Consider the following 16,775-nt stretch of genomic DNA (forward strand, 5'->3'; position numbering starts at 1 on the left):
CAGCCAGGAACCGTTGCCGTGTACATCATGCCGTTCGAATTGCCGCGACTAACCGAGGACGCCCTGAGCACACCGGTGCACCGAGTCATCCTCGACGCCGCTGGCGAGGCGTTCGCCCAACAGGGCTATGCCGCCACCAAGCTCTCGGCGATCGCCTTGCTGGCCAGCCTGCCCCGCTCCAACGTGCTCTACTACTTCAAGTCCAAGGCCAACATTTACAGCAAGGTGCTGGAGGATATCGCCCCCTGCTACCTGCAAGCCTGCGCGCCGTTCACCGGCGAAGACGAACCGCTGCAGGCGCTGAGCCGCACAGTCACGGCGCTGATCAGCCTGTTCGAGCACCGGCCGTTCGCCTCGAAGGTGCTGCTGCAGGAGCTCAAGGAAGGTGGCCAGCGTATTCCCGGCAATTTCCTCGAACACTGGGCGCAGCAGGCACGGGAGAACACCGAGCATGTGCGCCAGTGGATCAGCAGCGGCAAACTGGCGCCGGTGAACCCGGAGCATGTGTTGCCGTCGGTGTGGGCCATCGCCCAGTCGTGCCTGGGCCTGGGCTGGCACGCCCCCAACCAGGCCGGGCAACGTGTCGACTACCAGGCAGCAGCGGATTCATCGTTGCGCTTGTTGCTCAACGGGCTGGCGCCAGCCTAACCTCGGCGCGTGCCGAGCACGACACCCTGGGCCCTGAGGGCGTGCAGCAGGGCAAGGCCCTGGGCCTCGATGACGGCGACCTCGATGCCGATAACCTCAGCCAGCGCCGCCAGGTGTTCACGGCCGCTCAGCGGCTGATCCTGCAGCGCCACCAGCAATGCATGGGCCAGCGGTGCAAGGCGCGAGAAGGACACCTTGTGGCCGGCGCCGCGATGCGCCAGCAGCAACGTTGGCGCGACAGGCGTCCCATTTGGCAGATGGTCCGGCCCGATGTGGCTGACCGGCCAGGCATAGGCCAGCGGCACGGCGAGGCTCGACAGCAAAGGCACGCCATCGAGCAGATCACCTTCCGGGTCATGCTCGGTCTCGGCAGCATCGCTCAGCAGCAATGCCGTTTCTATCCATTCGTAATGGGCCAGTTCGGCGACCCACCCAGGCTGATCGGTTCGCGCCTGCAGGTACTCGACCCACTCGCCGCCCACTTCGGTGAACAGCGGCGTATGGCAGCGATGGTTGGCATAGAAGTCTTCGCTCAATGCCTGCCACTGCTCGGCGGCGAGACTGGCATGCAGCACCGGAAAGCTCCCGGCCAGCAAGGACTGCAGGTTGCCGAAGAACAGTTGCCGGTACACCGCCAGGCGCCGCGCTTCGATACCGGGCGGCGGCGGGTTGGCCTGGGGATCGCGGATATGGCCGGCCATGCGCAGTTGCTGTTCGCGCAACGAGTCAGCCATGGCGCACCGCCAGGGTCCGCGCTACCGGTTGCAGGCTGCGAATGTGATCCACCTCGGCCAGCAGTTCGGCCAGCGGTGGCAGGTTGAAGTCGCGTTCGAGCAAGGTCGGCACCGGCCCCAGGTGCTGGTAGGCACTGGCCAGCAGGCCCCATACATCCGGCTTGACGCTGGCACCATGGGTGTCGATCTTCAGGTCGGGGGCTTCGTCGTAGTGCCCGGCCACATGCAGGCAGACCACCCGCTCGGCCGGCACCTGAGCGAGAAACCCGACGGCGTCGTAGCGATGATTGCAGGCATTGACCACGATATTGTTGATGTCCAGCAGCAGGTCGCAGTCGGCTTCGCTCAACACCGCCTTCAGAAACTCGATCTCGCTCATCGCCTGATACGGTGCGGCGTAGTACGAGATATTCTCTACGGCAATGCGCCGGCCGAGGGCATCCTGGACTTCAGCGATACGCCGGGCAGTGTGGCGCACCGCTTCGTCGGTGAATGGCATCGGAATGAGGTCGTACAGATGGCCGTCATCGGCGCAGTAGCTCAAGTGTTCACTGAACAGCGGCACCTGATGACGGTCGAGAAAATCGCGGATCTGGCGCAGGAAGCCCTGGTCCAGCGGTGCCGGGCCGCCCAGCGACAACGACAGGCCGTGGCAGGCCAGCGGGTAGCGCTCGGCCAGTTGCGCCAGGCCTTCGCCGAAGGCGCCGCCGACACCGATCCAGTTGTCCGGGGCGCATTCGAGAAAGTCCACGGCGCCGGCGTCCATGTTCAGCAGTTCGGGCAGCAGCCCACGGCGCAAGCCCAGGCCCGCGCCCTGCAGGGCAAATGAAGTGTTCATCGGCATGCTCCGTGTGGTGCAGCGCCCTCCCCGGCCCGCAGCCTGGGAGGATGCCGCCGAGGGTCAGTTCCTGGCCTGGCTCAGCTTGCTGTACAGATCGCTCGGGAATGGATTGCCGTTGGCGTCGAACTGGTGCTTGCGGAACTGGTAGACCTCGGCCTCGGACAGGTAGCCGTCGTGGTTGGCATCGATCGCATCGAACTCGGCGCCGGCCTTTGGCGCGACCGCCAGCAGTTCGGCACGGGAAACGCGGCCGTCATGGTCGGCGTCGGTGCGGGCAAACGATGCGTCGCCGCACTTGCCTTCACCGCACTTGCCTTCGGCCTGGGTGGCCTTCGCCTTGGCACCGCTGGCGCCGCACTTGCCTTCACCGCATTTGCCTTCGCCGTGGGTGGCCTTTGCCTTGGCGCCGCTGGCGCCGCACTTGCCTTCACCACACTTGCCTTCGCCTTGGGCGGCCTTTGCCTTGGCACCGCTGGCGCCGCACTTGCCTTCACCGCACTTGCCTTCACCGGCTTTTTCCGCAGCTGCCAGTTGGTAGCCCTGCGGCAGTGCCTCGACGGCGAAGGCCGAAGAAGCCAGATTGATCCCTCCCACCAGGGCGATGCCGAGCAGGCCGAGACGGGTTTTGTTAGGGAACTGGATACGGGACATGGTGTATCTCCTGATAGTTGTACGGTCATGCCTCAAAGGCGTAAGAGCCAGGGAACGCAGGCCGTTGGGCTTGTGCGTTCGGGCTGGCTCATTTGGCCTCAGGGATGTATCCAGGGCGTATCAGGAGCGGGAGGATTTGTATGTGAATCGGTGTGGCGGGCGCATTGATACACAGTGATACATTCACCAGGCGCCAAAGATGGATGGAGCGTCGCTTGCGCACACCTCGATACGACGTCGGACACACAGTGGCTACGCGACGAGCCGTGACGATTACGCCCGGTGACGGTCCAGCAACTTGGCCAGGGCGAAGGTGGCCACTACGGCCAGCACCACGGCGAAGGCAATCGACGGCACTGTGCCCCACAGCACGAGGGTGCTCTTCACCGCCAGGTAGAAGCCCAATACGCCCACCGCGCCGATGGCGTTGCCGCGCACGATCGCGCCCAGTTCATGGTGCCCGCCCTGAACGTGGGCGAACACCGCCAGCGGCCAGGCGATCACCGGGATCGGCGCCAGCAGGCCGCTGGCCACCGGCCCGAGCCATTCGGCGCTGGCAGTGATCGCCACCAGCAACGCGGTGGCCGTGAGCATGCGCATCGGGATCACCCAGCGCGGCAGTTGCACCACCTTGGCGTCGCCGGCCGGCGCCGCTTGCGAGGTGACGGCGATGATCAGGCTCAGCAGGGCCAGCGTCACCAGCACCGACAACACCACCGAGCCCAGGTGGCTCATCAGTGCCGCCATGGCCGCATAAACCACCAACGCGGCAATGCAGCCAGGCAAGGCGCCGACCCGTCGCGTCACGCGGTAATAGAACAGGTAGGTCGCCTGGACCGCCGCCAGGCCGGCCAATGCCCCAGGCACTGCCTGCAGGGCAAAGCCCGGGCCCTGTTCAAGGCTGAGAAACAATACGACCAGGGCTGAAGTGACCGGCAGCCCGGAGAGCAGGCCGCCGATTTGCGTACCCCACCGCTTGGCTGCTAGCGAAATGGCCAGCATGAGCGTGGGGGTGATGAGAAACTTGAGGTAGAAGGCAGTCATGGGGAGCTAGCGCGTTTCGATAAGAAGAGAGGCCAGGTACATCGGCGTCCCCATGCTAAACGATGCGCGCAGGCTTTTCGCGGTTTTCTCAGCGGCCGGACTCTGCGATCCCGGCCATTACCTCGGCCCGCGTAATCACGTTACCGAAGTGGTGCTTCCAGAGGTCCATGCCCAGCTTGCCGGAGCGGTCCAGCGATGAGCCGACGGTAAGGTCGGTGACCAGCGTCGGGCAGAGCCCTGCATCGAACAGTGCGAAGCCTGCCGCCAGCACGCAGGTTTCGGTCTGCATGCCACAGACCAGCACGCGCTCCACGCCCAGTTGCCTGATGTAGTCGATGACCTGCGCGGGCTGGCCATAGCCATGCTTGACGAACACCTGGTCCACTTCAACCAGGCACTCATCTTCGGCCGCCGGGTGCCAGCCGAGCTGGCGCTGGAAAGGCGTCACCTGCTCATCGTGCAATTCCACCGAGGCGATTGACGGAATCGTCGCTGACAACAGACGAATCCCGTCCACCAGCCACTCGGGCGGGCTGAAGGTGGACTGGACATCAACGACGAGCAGAACCTGCTGCATGAACGACTCCTGAATGCTCAAAACGACCGCGGAGTATATCTGTTTGAATGGCCGCTGGTGGAACCTGCCCGCCCCTGTGTATGCTGGCCACGCCCGAGCCCGATGCAGCGGACGCCCCTATGCCTGTTGACCTGCAAGCACTTTATCCCAAGCTGATCCAGCTGATGCTGGACACTGTGTTCGTGGTCGACCGGGACAACACCATCGTGTTCGTCAGCAATGCCTGCGAGGCGTTGCTCGGTTACCGCGCCGACGAGCTGATCGGCACCCCGATCACCCGCTACATGCACCCCGAGGACCTGGAAGCCACGCGCGCCTCGATCATCCGTGTAATGAATGGCCAATCCCATAGCGATTTTCGCAACCGTTACCTGCGCAAGGACGGTGGCCTGGTGCACATCCTCTGGTCGGCGTTCTGGTCCGAAGAACTGGGTGCGCGCATTGGCGTGGCGCGCAACGTCACGGCGCTCGCCCAGGCCGAGCAAGCGTTGCGCTTTCTCGCCCACCACGACCCGCTGACCCGGCTGGGCAACCGCTCGCTGTTCAACGAGCGGCTGGCCAGTGCCTTGCACCGGGCGCAGCCGTTTGCGCTGCTGTTCGTGGACATCAATGACTTCAAGGGCATCAACGATGTGCACGGGCATGCCGTCGGCGACCAGGTGCTGTGCGCGGTCGCGCGCCGCCTGGAAGCCTGTGTCAGCGCGCAGGACACGGTGGCGAGAATGGGGGGTGACGAATTCACCGTGCTCCTGACCGATTTGAGCTCAGTGAGCGCTGTCGCCCAAAAAATCGCCCAGATCCTCGCCGCCATGGCCGTTCCGCTAGCTAGCGAGCACCTTGCACTGCCCATGCCGTCCTGCAGCATCGGCGTGGCCTGCTACCCGGATGACGGCGCAGACATCGACACCCTGCTCAACTGTGCCGATGACGACATGTACCGCAACAAGCGGCGTCACTCGGTAGCGAGATAAGCTGCCCACCGGTGCGCTTGCGCCTTGCATCTGCCCGCGCATACGTGCAAGGGTAAAAAAGGAACGTCAGTCACCAGAAAAGGAAGAACAGCACCTCATGCTTGGAATCACACGTATCCATCGCTATGTGCGCCCATTGTCTGCCAGCGAAGCTGCAGCCAGTGGGCGTGAATTCAAAGTCTCACTCAGCGCCCGCATCATCTCGAAGCTCGTCACCCTCCTCTGCACGCCTCGCGCCGTTCCGCCCTACCTCTGGGTCAAGCCCGAGCGCCTCCCTGTAGATCGCATGCCCCCTACCTGACTGCACCACGCTGCAGTCGACGCGCATTGACTCGCCACTCCATCGCTGGAGGCGAGGTATTTCACGCCAGAAAAAGGGGCAACACGCAATGATCTTGTTTCAGGGTAAAAAAATTCTCAGCGCCATCTTCGATATGGATGGCACGATGTTCGACACCGAGCGCTTGCGTTTCAAGACGTTGAAGCAGGCCTCGCTGGAAATCTTCGGCAAAGCCTTGAGCGAGCAGACACTGATCGGCTCGCTGGGCTTGAGTGCGAAAAAGGCCGAAGCTCTTGCCAAGGCCCACAACGGCGAAGATTTCCCTTACGCGCAGATTCGTCAGCGCGCCGATGAGCTGGAGCTGGAGTACGTGCGCAATCATGGCGTGCCGATCAAGGCAGGCTTGCTGGAAGTGCTGGAGCGCTTGCGCAAATCAGGCCTGACCATGGCGGTGGCCACCTCCAGCCGCCGTGCGATTGCCGAGGAATACTTGATCAATGCCAACGTGCTCAAGTACTTCGACATCACCGTCTGTGGCGATGAAGTCAGCCAAGGCAAACCGCACCCGGAGATATTCCTGCGGGCGGCCGGCGCACTGAATTGCGAGCCCGCTCAGTGCTTCATGGTCGAAGATTCGGAAAACGGCCTGCTGTCGGCCACCCACGCCGAAGGTCAGGCCATTCTCATCGAAGACATCAAGCCACCTGCGCCCGAGGTCAAGGCGGGTGCGCTCAAGGCCTACCACAGCATGCACGAGTTCCTCGCCGACCTGAGCGAGTGCGTGCCTGACCTGGGCATGCCGGAACTTGCCGAGCCCTTCCCGGCCTCGCTCAACCAGTTCCGAGTCGGCATTCATGGCTTCGGCGCCATTGGCGGCGGTTACCTGACCCAGGTGTTCGCCCATTGGGACGGCTACACCCGGCCTTGCGAAATCATCGCCGCGACCCGCTCGCGCATGCTCAGGGAAACCGTTGCTGCGTTCGGCCGTTACAGTGTGCGTTACGGTGCCAGCGCGTTCGACCAGACCATCGAAAATGTGCGCATGATCGACATGGACGATGAGGACGCGGTGATCGAGATGTACAACGCCGCCGAAATCATCGGCCTGAGCCTGCCCGAACAGGCGATCCAGCAGCAGGCCAACGTGATTGCCAAGGGTTTGCTGCAGCGTTTCGAGCGCCGTGGCCGGGAGCTGACTCTGCTGATCGTGCTGAACAAGATCGGCGGCGCCGCGTTCGTGCGCCGGCAGGTACAGGCGCAGTTGGCGTTGCTGTGTGCACCGGATATCTGCAAACAGGTACTGGAAAAGACCCACTTCGCCGAAACGGTGGTCAGCCGCATCGTCTCCAAGATCAGCAATGACGCGCTGGTCCGGCAATTGCGCATCAAGTCGCAGATGTTCCAGAACAGTCTTGATAATGAACCGGCCTCCACAGCGCCTACCGCCGAGTACCAACGTCTGATCGGCCGGTTCAGCCCCTTCGCCCAATCCAGCAATGCCCTGAGCCAGTTGCACCTGGTGCTGTTCAACAGCGAGCCGGACATGCCGCTTTACGTCGAGCGTGGCGGCGATCTGCTGGAACGGCTGCGGCAGGTGAAAACCGTCAGCGACATCACCCAGATCCAGATCATCAAGAACCGTTTGTGGAACGGCCCGCATGCCATCATCGCCTGGTATGCCAGCCTGCTGGGCTACACCTGGGTTGGCCAGGGCATGGGCGACGAACGCGTGAGCGCGCTAGCCGAGCGCCTGATCCACCAGGAAGTCGCCCCCGCCCTGGTGGCGGAGCACCCGCATATGGCCGAGGTGGTCGAGCGGTTTGCCACTGCATTCCTTGAACGGTGCAAAAGTTCGTTCAAAGACCCTTGTGCCCGCGTGGGCCGCGATCCGATGCGCAAGCTGCAGCGCAACGAGCGCATCCTGAGCAGCATCGACCTGGCCGGCAAGCATGGGATAGCCGCGCCGGCCCTTGCGTTTGGTGCCGCGCTGGCGATCCACTATGCGTTGCGCAGTAATGCCCCCAAGGACCCTGAAGTACAGCTGATCAAACAGCTGTACAAAGCCAATGACGAGCAGGTCGAGGCAGTGCTGACCCATGACGGCGATTACCACGGCAAGCCGTATCCGGGGCTGGACCCGGTCGATGATGCGCAACTGATCCGCACGATCGCGGCCAGCTTCCGGCAAATTCAGCAAAGCGATGTGACCACGAATGATCAGACGCTGCGCGTCACGCCACCGTCGACCCTGATGTTCTGCCCGGTGATATAGGCCGCACCGTCGCCGGCGAGGAAGGCGATGGTGGCGGCGATCTCTTCGCTGGTGCCATAGCGTTTGAGGGGCACGCTGTCGCGGCGCTGCTCCGTAGCTGGCAGGCTGTCTATCCAACCTGGAAGCACGTTGTTGATGCGCACGTTGTCGCCGGCGAACTGGTCGGCGAAAATCTTGGTAAAGGCTGCCAGGCCCGAGCGGAACACGGCGGACGTGGGGAACAGGTCAACAGGCTCGAACGCCCAGGCGGTGGAGATGTTGATGATCACTCCGCCCTTCTGTTTTTGCATGTAGGGCGTCACCAGGCGCGTCGGGCGGATGACATTGAGCAGGTAGGTGTCCATGCCCTTGTGCCAGTCCTCGTCGCTGATCTCCAGGATCGGCGCGCGAGGGCCGTGGCCTGCGCTGTTGACCAGCACGTCGATGCGTCCCCATTTCTCGACCACGGCATCCACCAGGCGCTGCAGGTCTTCGACCGACTGGTTGCTGCCGGTGACGCCGATGCCGCCGAGTTCGTTGGCCAGCGCCTCGCCCTTGCCGGAAGAGGACAGGATCCCGACCTTGAAACCGTCTGCCGCCAGCCGACGTGCCGCTGCCGCGCCCATGCCGCTGCCACCGGCGGTGATGATTGCCACTTTTTCTACAGACATGTTGCCTCCTTCGGCATGGAACTGCGCTATCGCAAGTTTCATCACACTAGCAGCCCCCAGCGAGGCGAGGCAGACAGGCAAAGTTTGAGCAGCCAGTAGTTTAACTTTCGTCTACCTGAGCTTTGAGCCAGCTTCTGACAAGGCCCAGTGCTGGTGCCTCCTGCGCCTTGCGTGGCCATACCAGGTAGAACGCCTTGTCCAGCGACAGCTGCTGGGGGAACACCTGCTCCAGCCTGCCGGCGGCGATGTCGTCCTTGACGAAGGCGTAACTGGCAAGGGTGATACCCTGCCCACCTATGGCGGCGTCGATGGCCAGTGAAGTCTGGTTGAACCGAACGGTCCTCGCAGCCGGCTTCGGATGTTCAGGGAACAAGACGGCCGTGAACTGCGGCCAGAAGTTGTGAGCATCGTGCAAGGCGACATAACCCTGCAAGGCGGCAAAGCTTTCTGGCTTGCCGGTTTCGGCCAGCAATGCCGGGCTCGCCACCGCGACGACTCGTTGCTCCATGAGCAGCTCGGCGTTCAGCCCGCTGCCGAACGAGGATTGACCGTAGCGCACGGCGAGGTCGACGCTATCGGCATGGAAATGTGAAAGTCGGTCGGTGGCCAGCACCCGCAGATCAATGTCCGGGTGGGCCTCGGCGAAGTGGCCGAGCCTGGGAATCAGCCATTTCGACGCGAAGGTAGGCGTTACGCTGATCGTGAGCCGGGACGGCGCCGGGCACAGCAGCCGGGTCGCTTCGTCGATCATCACCAGGGCGCTGCGGATGCTTGCCGCATAGCCATGCCCGGCATCGGTCAGGCCAACGCCCCGTGGCAGGCGCTCGAACAGGCGTACCTGCAGGCTGGCTTCCAGCCCACGCACCTGCTGGGCGACGGCCGCCTGGGTCACGCCCAGCTCCTCGGCGGCCAGGCGGAAGTTGAGCTGACGCGCCACCACCTCGAACACACGCAGCGCGTTGAGTGAGGGCAACCCGGGGAAACCTGCAGGCATGGGAATGGAATTTCTATTGGCCGATGTCTGCCGAGGCTACCGCGACCGTCTCAGGTTTGGAAGCGCCTATCCCCAGTCTGGTGAGGTTTCAAGCAGCACGAGCAATTCCTGTTCCAATGGATACAATGCACGACCTACGCTGCACATCAGAGATACACAATGAACCGCCAGAAGAAACTCAAACAACTGCTCAAGGCCCACCAGAAAAAGGCCAATGCCAAGCTGGCGCCCAAGAGCAACAAGCCGAAGTACATCAGCAAGGCCGACCGGTTGAAGCTTGAATCCGAAGCGCATGCCGTGACCGGCACCGATACACCTGCCGATCAGGGCTGATCAGCCAGAGCGCTCGGCATGGGTCAATGCGTCATGCCGAGTTCTGCGTCGTCCATCAATGCCTTGGCCATAGCGCTCAGGTAGTGCGAGGCCCAGATCATCATTGGCTTGTCATCCATCAGGCCAAGGATGGTCAGCTCGCGCACATAGCCCATGAGTTCAGAAGCCTGCTCGCGGGCATCGCGGCAGGGGATGCCGGGCTCGATGCGGAACAGTGGGTGGGTCTGGTTTTCACCTTGGCAGAAGGTGGTCTTGCCGACGGTGCATTGGGTGTTGTCTGTTGTCATTTTTCATCTCCCTGAAACTTCTCGACTGCCAGGCCTGGCCTTTTCGCGGGTGAACCCGCTCCCACTGGGATCGCTGCAGGCCTGAAGGCTGCACCCTACCTGTGGGAGCGGGTTCACCCGCGAAAGGGCCAGAACTGGCGGCACACCAACTAAGCCTCAGTGCAAGGTCCGAGGCTCGCTGGGCATCTGCACCTGGATCAACGCCGATTCGAGCAAAGCCCGCAGCGCTTCCATTTCATGCATCGAGGTCATCATCAGGATCGCCGACGGTGATTTGGGCTGTAGCAGCAACGCCTGCTGCACCACGGTCGCTGCACAGAGCGCGTAATCCGCAGCCTGGGTCAGCGTGTCTTCGAGGGAATGTAAGTCGTGGGGTGGATCGGGGACAATCTTGAGCATGTGCATACCTCTGTCGATGAGGCTGACACCTATTGCTGTCAAACAATTGGGTGGCAGCTGTGCATGGGTTGACAGACCGGTCGACAGAGGTAACAACCCGGCGCACACGAAGGTGCCCCACACACAGCCACCATAAAGGTAAGCCATACCTTAACTGTCGAAACGGCCTGTCAAAGCCGTGTCGCTGATGAGCAGCGACCTGCCGAGACTAAAGCGGTGCCCAAGCGGCTGCAACGAAATTAAGGCGGGAAGAGTATCTTTGGGAAATGGACTACAAGAAAGGGGGTAAATCTGATCTTTTTAGACTTGGCCGAAAAATTTTGAAATGGTTCACGAACAGCATCACGTTCGCCCCCCCACTTGCCGCTCGTACGTCAGGTAACCGTTTGCCCCTGTACCGGTGCATGAAAAACCCGCCCTCTCGTACATCAATTTCGCAGGATTGTCAGGCCGTACGCTCAACCGCAATTTCGTGAAACCTTGCCACGCTGCATCCCGCATGTAGGCTTGCACGAGCGCCATGCCGATGCCGGCTCGCCTGTGGTCTTGCTGCACGCTCACCGTGCACAGCTCGGCGAAGTCATCTTCAGGGCCCCACAAGGCATAACCGGCCACGTCGTCATCAACGACAGCGACGGTCAACCGATCGAAATTCTCAACCCAGCGGGTCAAGTGTCGCTCCAGATTCAGGCGCCACTGCGCTTCGTGATCAGGCTCCCAGGTACGGATGTAGAGTTCCTCGCCTCGATAGATAGCGGGAAGATCGACAACCGTTGCGGGTCTGAGGCGAAACGTCATTTCCATTACCCTCGCGTGCCGCTGCCCCTGATGAACGCCTCACGGTTTCAGTCTTCGCCCTGGCGTTTGGCGTTCTTCTTGTTGATGGCCTTCATCCGCGTGACGGCGCGTTGCACGGTCGCCATCTTTTCCGGGCGTTTCATGCCCCGCCATTTGCGGATCTCCTCACGGGTGCGCCCGCAGCTCACGCACAGCTCGCTGTTCAGCTGGCAAAGCGAGACGCAGGGGTTTTCGATGTCTTTGGCCATGGTGGGCTCCAATCATGGCCGCGGATCATATCATCAGGGGATCGACCAGCGGCATTTAAGCAGCAGCCCGTCCCGAGTCGCCGCTGACCTCGAACTGCCCCACCAGCTTCTGCAACTTGCTGGCGTTGGCCTTCACCGTCTCGGCACTGTTCTGCAACACCACAGCCGTCTGGCGCATTTCGCTGGATGACTGGTTGACCTGCTCGATGGTCTTGCCGTACTCCACGCTGCGCCGGTTGAGCTGCTGGATGATCGCGAACATTGCCTCCACCGCCTGATGCAGTTGCACGTTCTCAGACGAGGCATCCTCGGCCAGGCGCAGGCTGTTATCGACATCCTGCACGCCCTTCTCCATAAAGCTCAGCGCCTGCTGGGTTTCGTTCTGCAGGCCTTCGACCATGCCCCGGATGTCATCGGCAGCACGCGAAGTACGCGCCGCCAGGCTGCGCACCTCGTCGGCCACCACCGCGAAGCCACGCCCATGTTCCCCGGCCCGGGCCGCCTCGATGGCGGCATTCAGGGCCAGCAGGTTGGTCTGGTTGGTGATGTCGCTGATCAGCCCGGTGATGTTGCCGATCTGGCCCATGCGGCTGTCGAGCATCTGCACGCTGGACGACGAACGGGCCACCACGTCGCGGATCGATTGGGTGCCGGCCTGCACCGCCTGGAACTGCTCACGGGCACGGCTGACCACTTCGTCCATGGCCAATTTCATCTGCTCGGCACTGACCGAGGCTTGCTGCAGCTCGCCGAGCTGCTCTTCCATGATCATCATCATCTGGTGCACGGCTTTGGCCACGTCGGTCGACGTCACGCTCGCTTCCTGGCTGCGACCGAGCATCATCTGGTTGGTGCTGCCCACCGTGCGGCTGGCCTTGACCACCTGCCCTACCACGGCGTCCAGGCGATCGATGAAGCTGTTGATCCAGCGCGCCATGTCCCCGCTTTCGTCGTTGGCCATTGTGCCGATATCCAGGCGCTGGCGCAGGTTGCCTTCGCCCTCGGCGATGGTACGTAGCACATTGCTCATGCCATTCAGTCGAGCCGCCAGCCGCCTCGGGCCAAGCCGGCTGAACAGCAAAGTGGCAGCGATCATGCTCAGGGCCACGATGGCATCGTTCAACCCTTGCGACAGGCCGGCGTAGTGCTGCACCAGGTAGTTGCAACCGAACAACCCGGCCATGGTCGCAACGTAGGGTTTCATCAGCCCGTAGCTGAGCGAGCGGCGGCGGTAGACTTCTTCCAGGTCGGCTTCGCACATCATTCCCCAGCGGTCTGGCGAGCCCGGCAGCTGGAAGGTGACGCCCTTGCCAACCACCGGCACGTGGCGATAGTCCGAATAGCCTGGGTAGGTGACGAACAGGTTGGCGCCGTGGCGGATGGTCTCCCGCACACCGGGGTGCAGCTCGCGGGTCGACGGGTCGGTGAACCGCAGTTCCAGTTCGGTGTGGCGCTTGACCTGCACCGTGCTCCAGGGTGTGTGCACACCGCCCTTGAGGTTCTCGCCGTGGGTGAAGGTGCCGTCCTCGAAACGCGAACGGGACAACGCGGTACCTGGCTGAATGCTTCGGTCGAAATGTGATTGCGCCATGAACAGGTAGTTGTCGCCGGACTCGGCAAATATATGCCCGGCTTCACGCTGGATCAGATCGCCCAGCACATCATTGGGCACCCGTGCGCATAGGCAGCCGACGACTTTGCCATCGCACTTGAGCGGCTGGTAGAACATCAGCGTCACTTCATCATGGAAACGCGACGATGACGGGCCGATATCCACGGTAAGCGGGTCGCTGTAGGGGCCGTGCAGAAATGGCGCCTTGAGGCCCTGGGCCAATGCCGGCATCTGTTCGATGCGCGCGTTGCCACGCTTTGCCCAGGTAGAGGCGATGACATTGCCGGCGGTGTCGACCACGCACAGCTCGGAAAAGTCTTCGGCCTGGGCCAGCTTGTCGAGCAAGAGCTGGCGGTGCACCTCGCTGCCGCCTGCTGCCATGAGCTCCGCCAGTTCGGCCAGATGTTCCCATTGCTCCTGGGCCCAATCCTGCAGCAACTGTACGCGGGTATGGGCGATGGTTTCGAAAGTTTGCTCGATCACCGGGTAGTTCGAGCGGTTGAGGCGGCAAGCCCAGCCCATGCGGAGTTTGCCGGCTTTGCCGAACCAGGGCAGCCACCCCTTCTCGCTCGATGACAACTGCATGGAACTACTGGAAAGCGACATTATTTTCACCACGCACGACATCAGATGGCAAGGTGATAGCAAGTTGCACGCCAACTCGTATGCAAGCTAACGATTCGCACGTCCCAACGACTGACCCTCTGAGTAGGCGCACCGGCATAGTGCGCGTGCTCAAATGCGCCCCACCACGGGGCGACGGCTCCCACGGCGCCAGGCCAGACGGCAAAAGGTGATCGACCAATTGGCCAGCGCAATCGCCAGCAGCAGTTGCAGCAGCGCGGACATACCAGCCTCGACGATGACCTTGCCGGCCAACAACGGAAACCCGAACACGCCAACGAAATAGGCCAGGCTGAACAGCACCAGCGACTGGGCGGTCTGCCCGGCAGGTGCTTCGTTGGCCGCCAGGCCATTGATCACTGAATAGGTCAGGCCATAGCCGACGCCCAGCACCACTGCTGCCAGCACATAGGCCGCCGCGCTGTCGACGGCGTACATGAACATCAGCACCGACAGTACCATCAGCGCCGTCAGCAGGCAGGCCATGCGGTACGGGTCACGCTTGACGATGAAGCCGGCAATCAGCAGTCGGCAGGAGATCGCGGCCGACATGAAACCGAGGAAGAACAGCGAGTAGTCCAGCTGCCTGGCGCTGGCGAAGGAGGTCTGGAAGCTCGACAAACCACCGAAGATCGCGCCACCCAGGCCAACCATGAGGATGGCGAAGGCCGCCTTGGAAGACAGCACCGAACGCGCTGCGGCCGGCGTGATCTTGCACACCGCGACGGCGCCGTTCTTCAGCTGCTGCATGCGCGGCCCCATCAGCAGAAACAGCACGCCACCCAGCAGACTCGCCGCGGCAGCCGCGACGAAAGCAGCCTCCACCGGATAACCCAGCGCCTGCGCCGCTCGCCCCAGCAGCGGCCCAGTGCCGATACCGGTCATCATGCTGCCCGAGAGCAAGGCGAAGTATTTCACCCGCCGCGCCGGCTCGATGAGCATCGCCACGATGATCGGCCCCAGCGTGTAGAACACGCCCCAACCGAAGCCCAGCAGCAGGCCACACAGCACCATGGCCGTGCCGAACCCGGGGGCGGCAGCAAAGCCCAGACAGGCCGCGGCGAGAAACACCGCGCCACCGGCCACGGCCTTGGGCGCGCCGATCAGGTCGGTCAGGTGCCCGGAGAAAATCACGGCCAGGAAGGTGCTGAGCATCGCTGCAGAGATCACCGTGCCGGCATCGGCCTCGCTGGCGCCATGTGCGCGCAGCGTCATCGCCAGCAGGAAGGTGGTGCCGTACGACAGGGATAGCAGGTAACTGCTCAGGCAGAAGGTGGCGAACAGGCCGTTGCCAGAGGGGTGGTTTGAGGACATCGGGTATTCCGGTTGTTTTTATGGATCGGCTCAGGCCAGATTTTTATCACGGGGTATCTGCCGCATGGGTATGAAAGCTGCGGAGTAAAGCGATGCAGACTCATAACTATTATCCTTGCAGGCCGGCGCACAATCAGCGCAGCGACCTTGCGGAGAACACAGCATGCACACACCCCTCACCCTTCGCAGGGCCGAGCTCACTGACGTCGAGGCCATCACCGATCTGGTCCGGGCGGCCTACTCGCCCTACATTGCACGCATCGGCAAACCGCCAGCGCCGATGCAGGATGACTATCGCCAGGTGATAGCGAGTGCAGAAGTGCGTGTGGCGCTGGATGGCTCGCAGATGGTGGGCGTGCTGGTGCTGGAGCGCGAAGGCGACGAGATGCTGCTGGCCAATGTTGCGGTGTTGCCCGAGTGCAAGGGCCGGGGGATTGGCAAGGTGCTGATGCGGTATTGTGAGGCCCGGTCACGGCAGGTGGGGTGCAATGCCGTGCGGCTGTATACCCATGAGCGGATGACCGAGAACATCGAGATCTATCGCAAGCTTGGCTATGTCGAGACACACCGGGCCGAGGCGCAAGGTTTTGCCCGGGTGTTCATGCGCAAAGCCTTGTGACGTCTGATGCGGCCTCTTCGCGGGCGCGCCCGCTCCCACAGGGGCTGCGCCAAACTTGAAGCCAGCGATACTCCTGTGGGAGCGGGCATGCCCGCGAAGAGGCCGGCCCAGGCAACTACTCACTTGCGCCTGAGCACCGGCAACCGCACCAGCGACCAGCCCGCCTCGGACTCGGCCAACGCCAGGCGAATGCCGTCGCGCGGCAAGGTGTTCAACAAGGCTTGCGCCAGGTCACCGACCATCCAGTTCGCCGTGTTCGAGGCAATAACCCGCCCGTCCGCCGAGATCAGCACCGCCTCATGCTCCAGGCGCATCAGGCTGCGCACCAGCAGGCGTTCGACATTGTGCAGCGACAGGTCCAGACCGGCCACGCCGATGAACCGGCCCTGCACCTCGATCGGCATGGTGAAGGTCAGCACGTACATGTTGGTGCCGTACAGGTCCACGTAAGGCCCTTCGACCACGCTCTTGCCGGTCTTCATCGGCCGGCTGTACCAGGGCATTTCGGTGTAGTCGTAGTAGTTTTCGCGGCGCCGGTCGAAGTTCGGGCGTAGCGGCAGGGTCTTGCCGCCGTCGGCCAGGTACCACCATTCCAGGTGCATCTCACGGTCGGCCAGGCCGTTGGGCTCGACAATGATGCCGCCGCCACAGCCAAAGGCACCCGTGGTCAGCAACTGCTGGTCGATGGCCGGGCGCAGGGTCGCGAGGTCCTTGGCACTCGGCTGGCGGCCTTCGTCCAGGACCCGCTCCCATAACGCTCGGGTTTCTTCCACCAATTGGCGAACCTGGCCGAAGATGGTCCCCAGGGTGTGGTCCAGCTGCTGGGCACAGGCTGACAGCGGGTCGTTGTCGCTCTGAGCAAACATGGCATTACCTCAC

The 16,775-nt window shown here is 62.7% G+C and carries 19 protein-coding genes; 5 read left to right on the forward strand and 14 right to left on the reverse strand.

Features of this window, described 5'->3' with window-relative positions:
- Positions 1-27: 27 nt before the first annotated feature.
- Positions 28-648: a TetR/AcrR family transcriptional regulator gene (locus tag ACIPW4_RS03180; protein ID WP_400655558.1), complete on the forward strand. Its 621-nt coding sequence runs from the start codon at positions 28-30 to the stop codon at positions 646-648.
- On the opposite strand, the gene ACIPW4_RS03185 is transcribed toward ACIPW4_RS03180, so the two are convergent.
- From ACIPW4_RS03185 to ACIPW4_RS03205, 5 genes are all read right to left on the reverse strand, one after another.
- Positions 645-1,382 (reverse strand): DUF2063 domain-containing protein, encoded by a 738-nt coding sequence (locus ACIPW4_RS03185; protein ID WP_400654707.1) that lies wholly within the window; start codon positions 1,380-1,382, stop codon positions 645-647. The two genes, ACIPW4_RS03180 and ACIPW4_RS03185, sit on opposite strands and share 4 nt — an antisense overlap.
- Positions 1,375-2,220 carry a DUF692 domain-containing protein gene (locus tag ACIPW4_RS03190; RefSeq protein WP_400654709.1) on the reverse strand — a complete coding sequence of 282 codons (846 nt, stop codon included), beginning with the start codon at positions 2,218-2,220 and terminating at the stop codon, positions 1,375-1,377. Before ACIPW4_RS03190 ends, ACIPW4_RS03185 begins: the two co-directional genes overlap by 8 nt.
- Before the next feature lie 63 nt (positions 2,221-2,283).
- Positions 2,284-2,874 (reverse strand): hypothetical protein, encoded by a 591-nt coding sequence (locus ACIPW4_RS03195; protein ID WP_400654711.1) that lies wholly within the window; start codon positions 2,872-2,874, stop codon positions 2,284-2,286.
- A gap of 273 nt (positions 2,875-3,147) precedes the next feature.
- A complete protein-coding gene (locus ACIPW4_RS03200; protein WP_400654713.1) occupies positions 3,148-3,918 on the reverse strand; it encodes a hypothetical protein in 771 nt (256 codons plus the stop codon).
- A gap of 88 nt (positions 3,919-4,006) precedes the next feature.
- Positions 4,007-4,495 carry an isochorismatase family protein gene (locus ACIPW4_RS03205; RefSeq protein ID WP_400654715.1) on the reverse strand — a complete coding sequence of 163 codons (489 nt, stop codon included), beginning with the start codon at positions 4,493-4,495 and terminating at the stop codon, positions 4,007-4,009.
- Between the two features lie 119 nt (positions 4,496-4,614).
- Between ACIPW4_RS03205 and ACIPW4_RS03210 the strand changes: the two genes are divergently transcribed.
- A complete protein-coding gene (locus ACIPW4_RS03210) occupies positions 4,615-5,466 on the forward strand; it encodes a diguanylate cyclase domain-containing protein (RefSeq protein WP_400654718.1) in 852 nt (283 codons plus the stop codon).
- A gap of 389 nt (positions 5,467-5,855) precedes the next feature.
- Complete coding sequence (gene mtlD / locus ACIPW4_RS03215) at positions 5,856-8,018, forward strand: bifunctional mannitol-1-phosphate dehydrogenase/phosphatase (protein WP_400654719.1); 2,163 nt, start codon at positions 5,856-5,858, stop codon at positions 8,016-8,018.
- Here mtlD and ACIPW4_RS03220 read toward each other — a convergent pair.
- Both ACIPW4_RS03220 and ACIPW4_RS03225 read right to left on the reverse strand, forming a co-directional pair.
- Positions 7,964-8,668 carry an SDR family oxidoreductase gene (locus tag ACIPW4_RS03220; protein WP_400654722.1) on the reverse strand — a complete coding sequence of 235 codons (705 nt, stop codon included), beginning with the start codon at positions 8,666-8,668 and terminating at the stop codon, positions 7,964-7,966. The genes mtlD and ACIPW4_RS03220 overlap by 55 nt on opposite strands.
- Before the next feature lie 100 nt (positions 8,669-8,768).
- Positions 8,769-9,662 carry a LysR substrate-binding domain-containing protein gene (locus tag ACIPW4_RS03225; RefSeq protein ID WP_400654723.1) on the reverse strand — a complete coding sequence of 298 codons (894 nt, stop codon included), beginning with the start codon at positions 9,660-9,662 and terminating at the stop codon, positions 8,769-8,771.
- A 159-nt stretch (positions 9,663-9,821) separates the two neighbouring features.
- Between ACIPW4_RS03225 and ACIPW4_RS03230 the strand changes: the two genes are divergently transcribed.
- Complete coding sequence (locus ACIPW4_RS03230; protein WP_400654725.1) at positions 9,822-9,995, forward strand: DUF2986 domain-containing protein; 174 nt, start codon at positions 9,822-9,824, stop codon at positions 9,993-9,995.
- A gap of 23 nt (positions 9,996-10,018) precedes the next feature.
- Here ACIPW4_RS03230 and ACIPW4_RS03235 read toward each other — a convergent pair whose 3' ends face one another.
- The 6 genes from ACIPW4_RS03235 to ACIPW4_RS03260 form a co-directional block, all read right to left on the reverse strand.
- The gene (locus ACIPW4_RS03235) at positions 10,019-10,282 is read right to left on the reverse strand and encodes a DUF3077 domain-containing protein (RefSeq protein ID WP_400654726.1); all 264 of its coding nucleotides are present in this window, start codon (positions 10,280-10,282) and stop codon (positions 10,019-10,021) included.
- Positions 10,283-10,438: 156 nt separating this feature from the next.
- Positions 10,439-10,681 (reverse strand): hypothetical protein, encoded by a 243-nt coding sequence (locus ACIPW4_RS03240; protein ID WP_400654728.1) that lies wholly within the window; start codon positions 10,679-10,681, stop codon positions 10,439-10,441.
- A 342-nt stretch (positions 10,682-11,023) separates the two neighbouring features.
- Positions 11,024-11,485, reverse strand: a complete 462-nt coding sequence (locus ACIPW4_RS03245; protein ID WP_400654729.1) for a GNAT family N-acetyltransferase — start codon at positions 11,483-11,485, stop codon at positions 11,024-11,026.
- Between the two features lie 41 nt (positions 11,486-11,526).
- Complete coding sequence (locus ACIPW4_RS03250; protein ID WP_400654730.1) at positions 11,527-11,727, reverse strand: DUF1289 domain-containing protein; 201 nt, start codon at positions 11,725-11,727, stop codon at positions 11,527-11,529.
- Positions 11,728-11,782: 55 nt separating this feature from the next.
- Complete coding sequence (locus tag ACIPW4_RS03255) at positions 11,783-13,966, reverse strand: methyl-accepting chemotaxis protein (protein ID WP_400655560.1); 2,184 nt, start codon at positions 13,964-13,966, stop codon at positions 11,783-11,785.
- 108 nt (positions 13,967-14,074) lie between these two features.
- Positions 14,075-15,277 carry an MFS transporter gene (locus tag ACIPW4_RS03260; RefSeq protein WP_400654731.1) on the reverse strand — a complete coding sequence of 401 codons (1,203 nt, stop codon included), beginning with the start codon at positions 15,275-15,277 and terminating at the stop codon, positions 14,075-14,077.
- Between the two features lie 163 nt (positions 15,278-15,440).
- On the opposite strand from ACIPW4_RS03260, the gene ACIPW4_RS03265 reads away from it, so the two are divergent.
- Positions 15,441-15,896 (forward strand): GNAT family N-acetyltransferase, encoded by a 456-nt coding sequence (locus ACIPW4_RS03265; RefSeq protein WP_400654734.1) that lies wholly within the window; start codon positions 15,441-15,443, stop codon positions 15,894-15,896.
- Between the two features lie 119 nt (positions 15,897-16,015).
- Here ACIPW4_RS03265 and ACIPW4_RS03270 read toward each other — a convergent pair whose 3' ends face one another.
- Positions 16,016-16,762: a cache domain-containing protein gene (locus ACIPW4_RS03270; RefSeq protein WP_400654735.1), complete on the reverse strand. Its 747-nt coding sequence runs from the start codon at positions 16,760-16,762 to the stop codon at positions 16,016-16,018.
- Between the last annotated feature and the right edge of the window lie 13 nt (positions 16,763-16,775).

It is taken from the genome of Pseudomonas sp. NPDC089996 (assembly GCF_044748405.1).
GTDB lineage: Bacteria > Pseudomonadota > Gammaproteobacteria > Pseudomonadales > Pseudomonadaceae > Aquipseudomonas.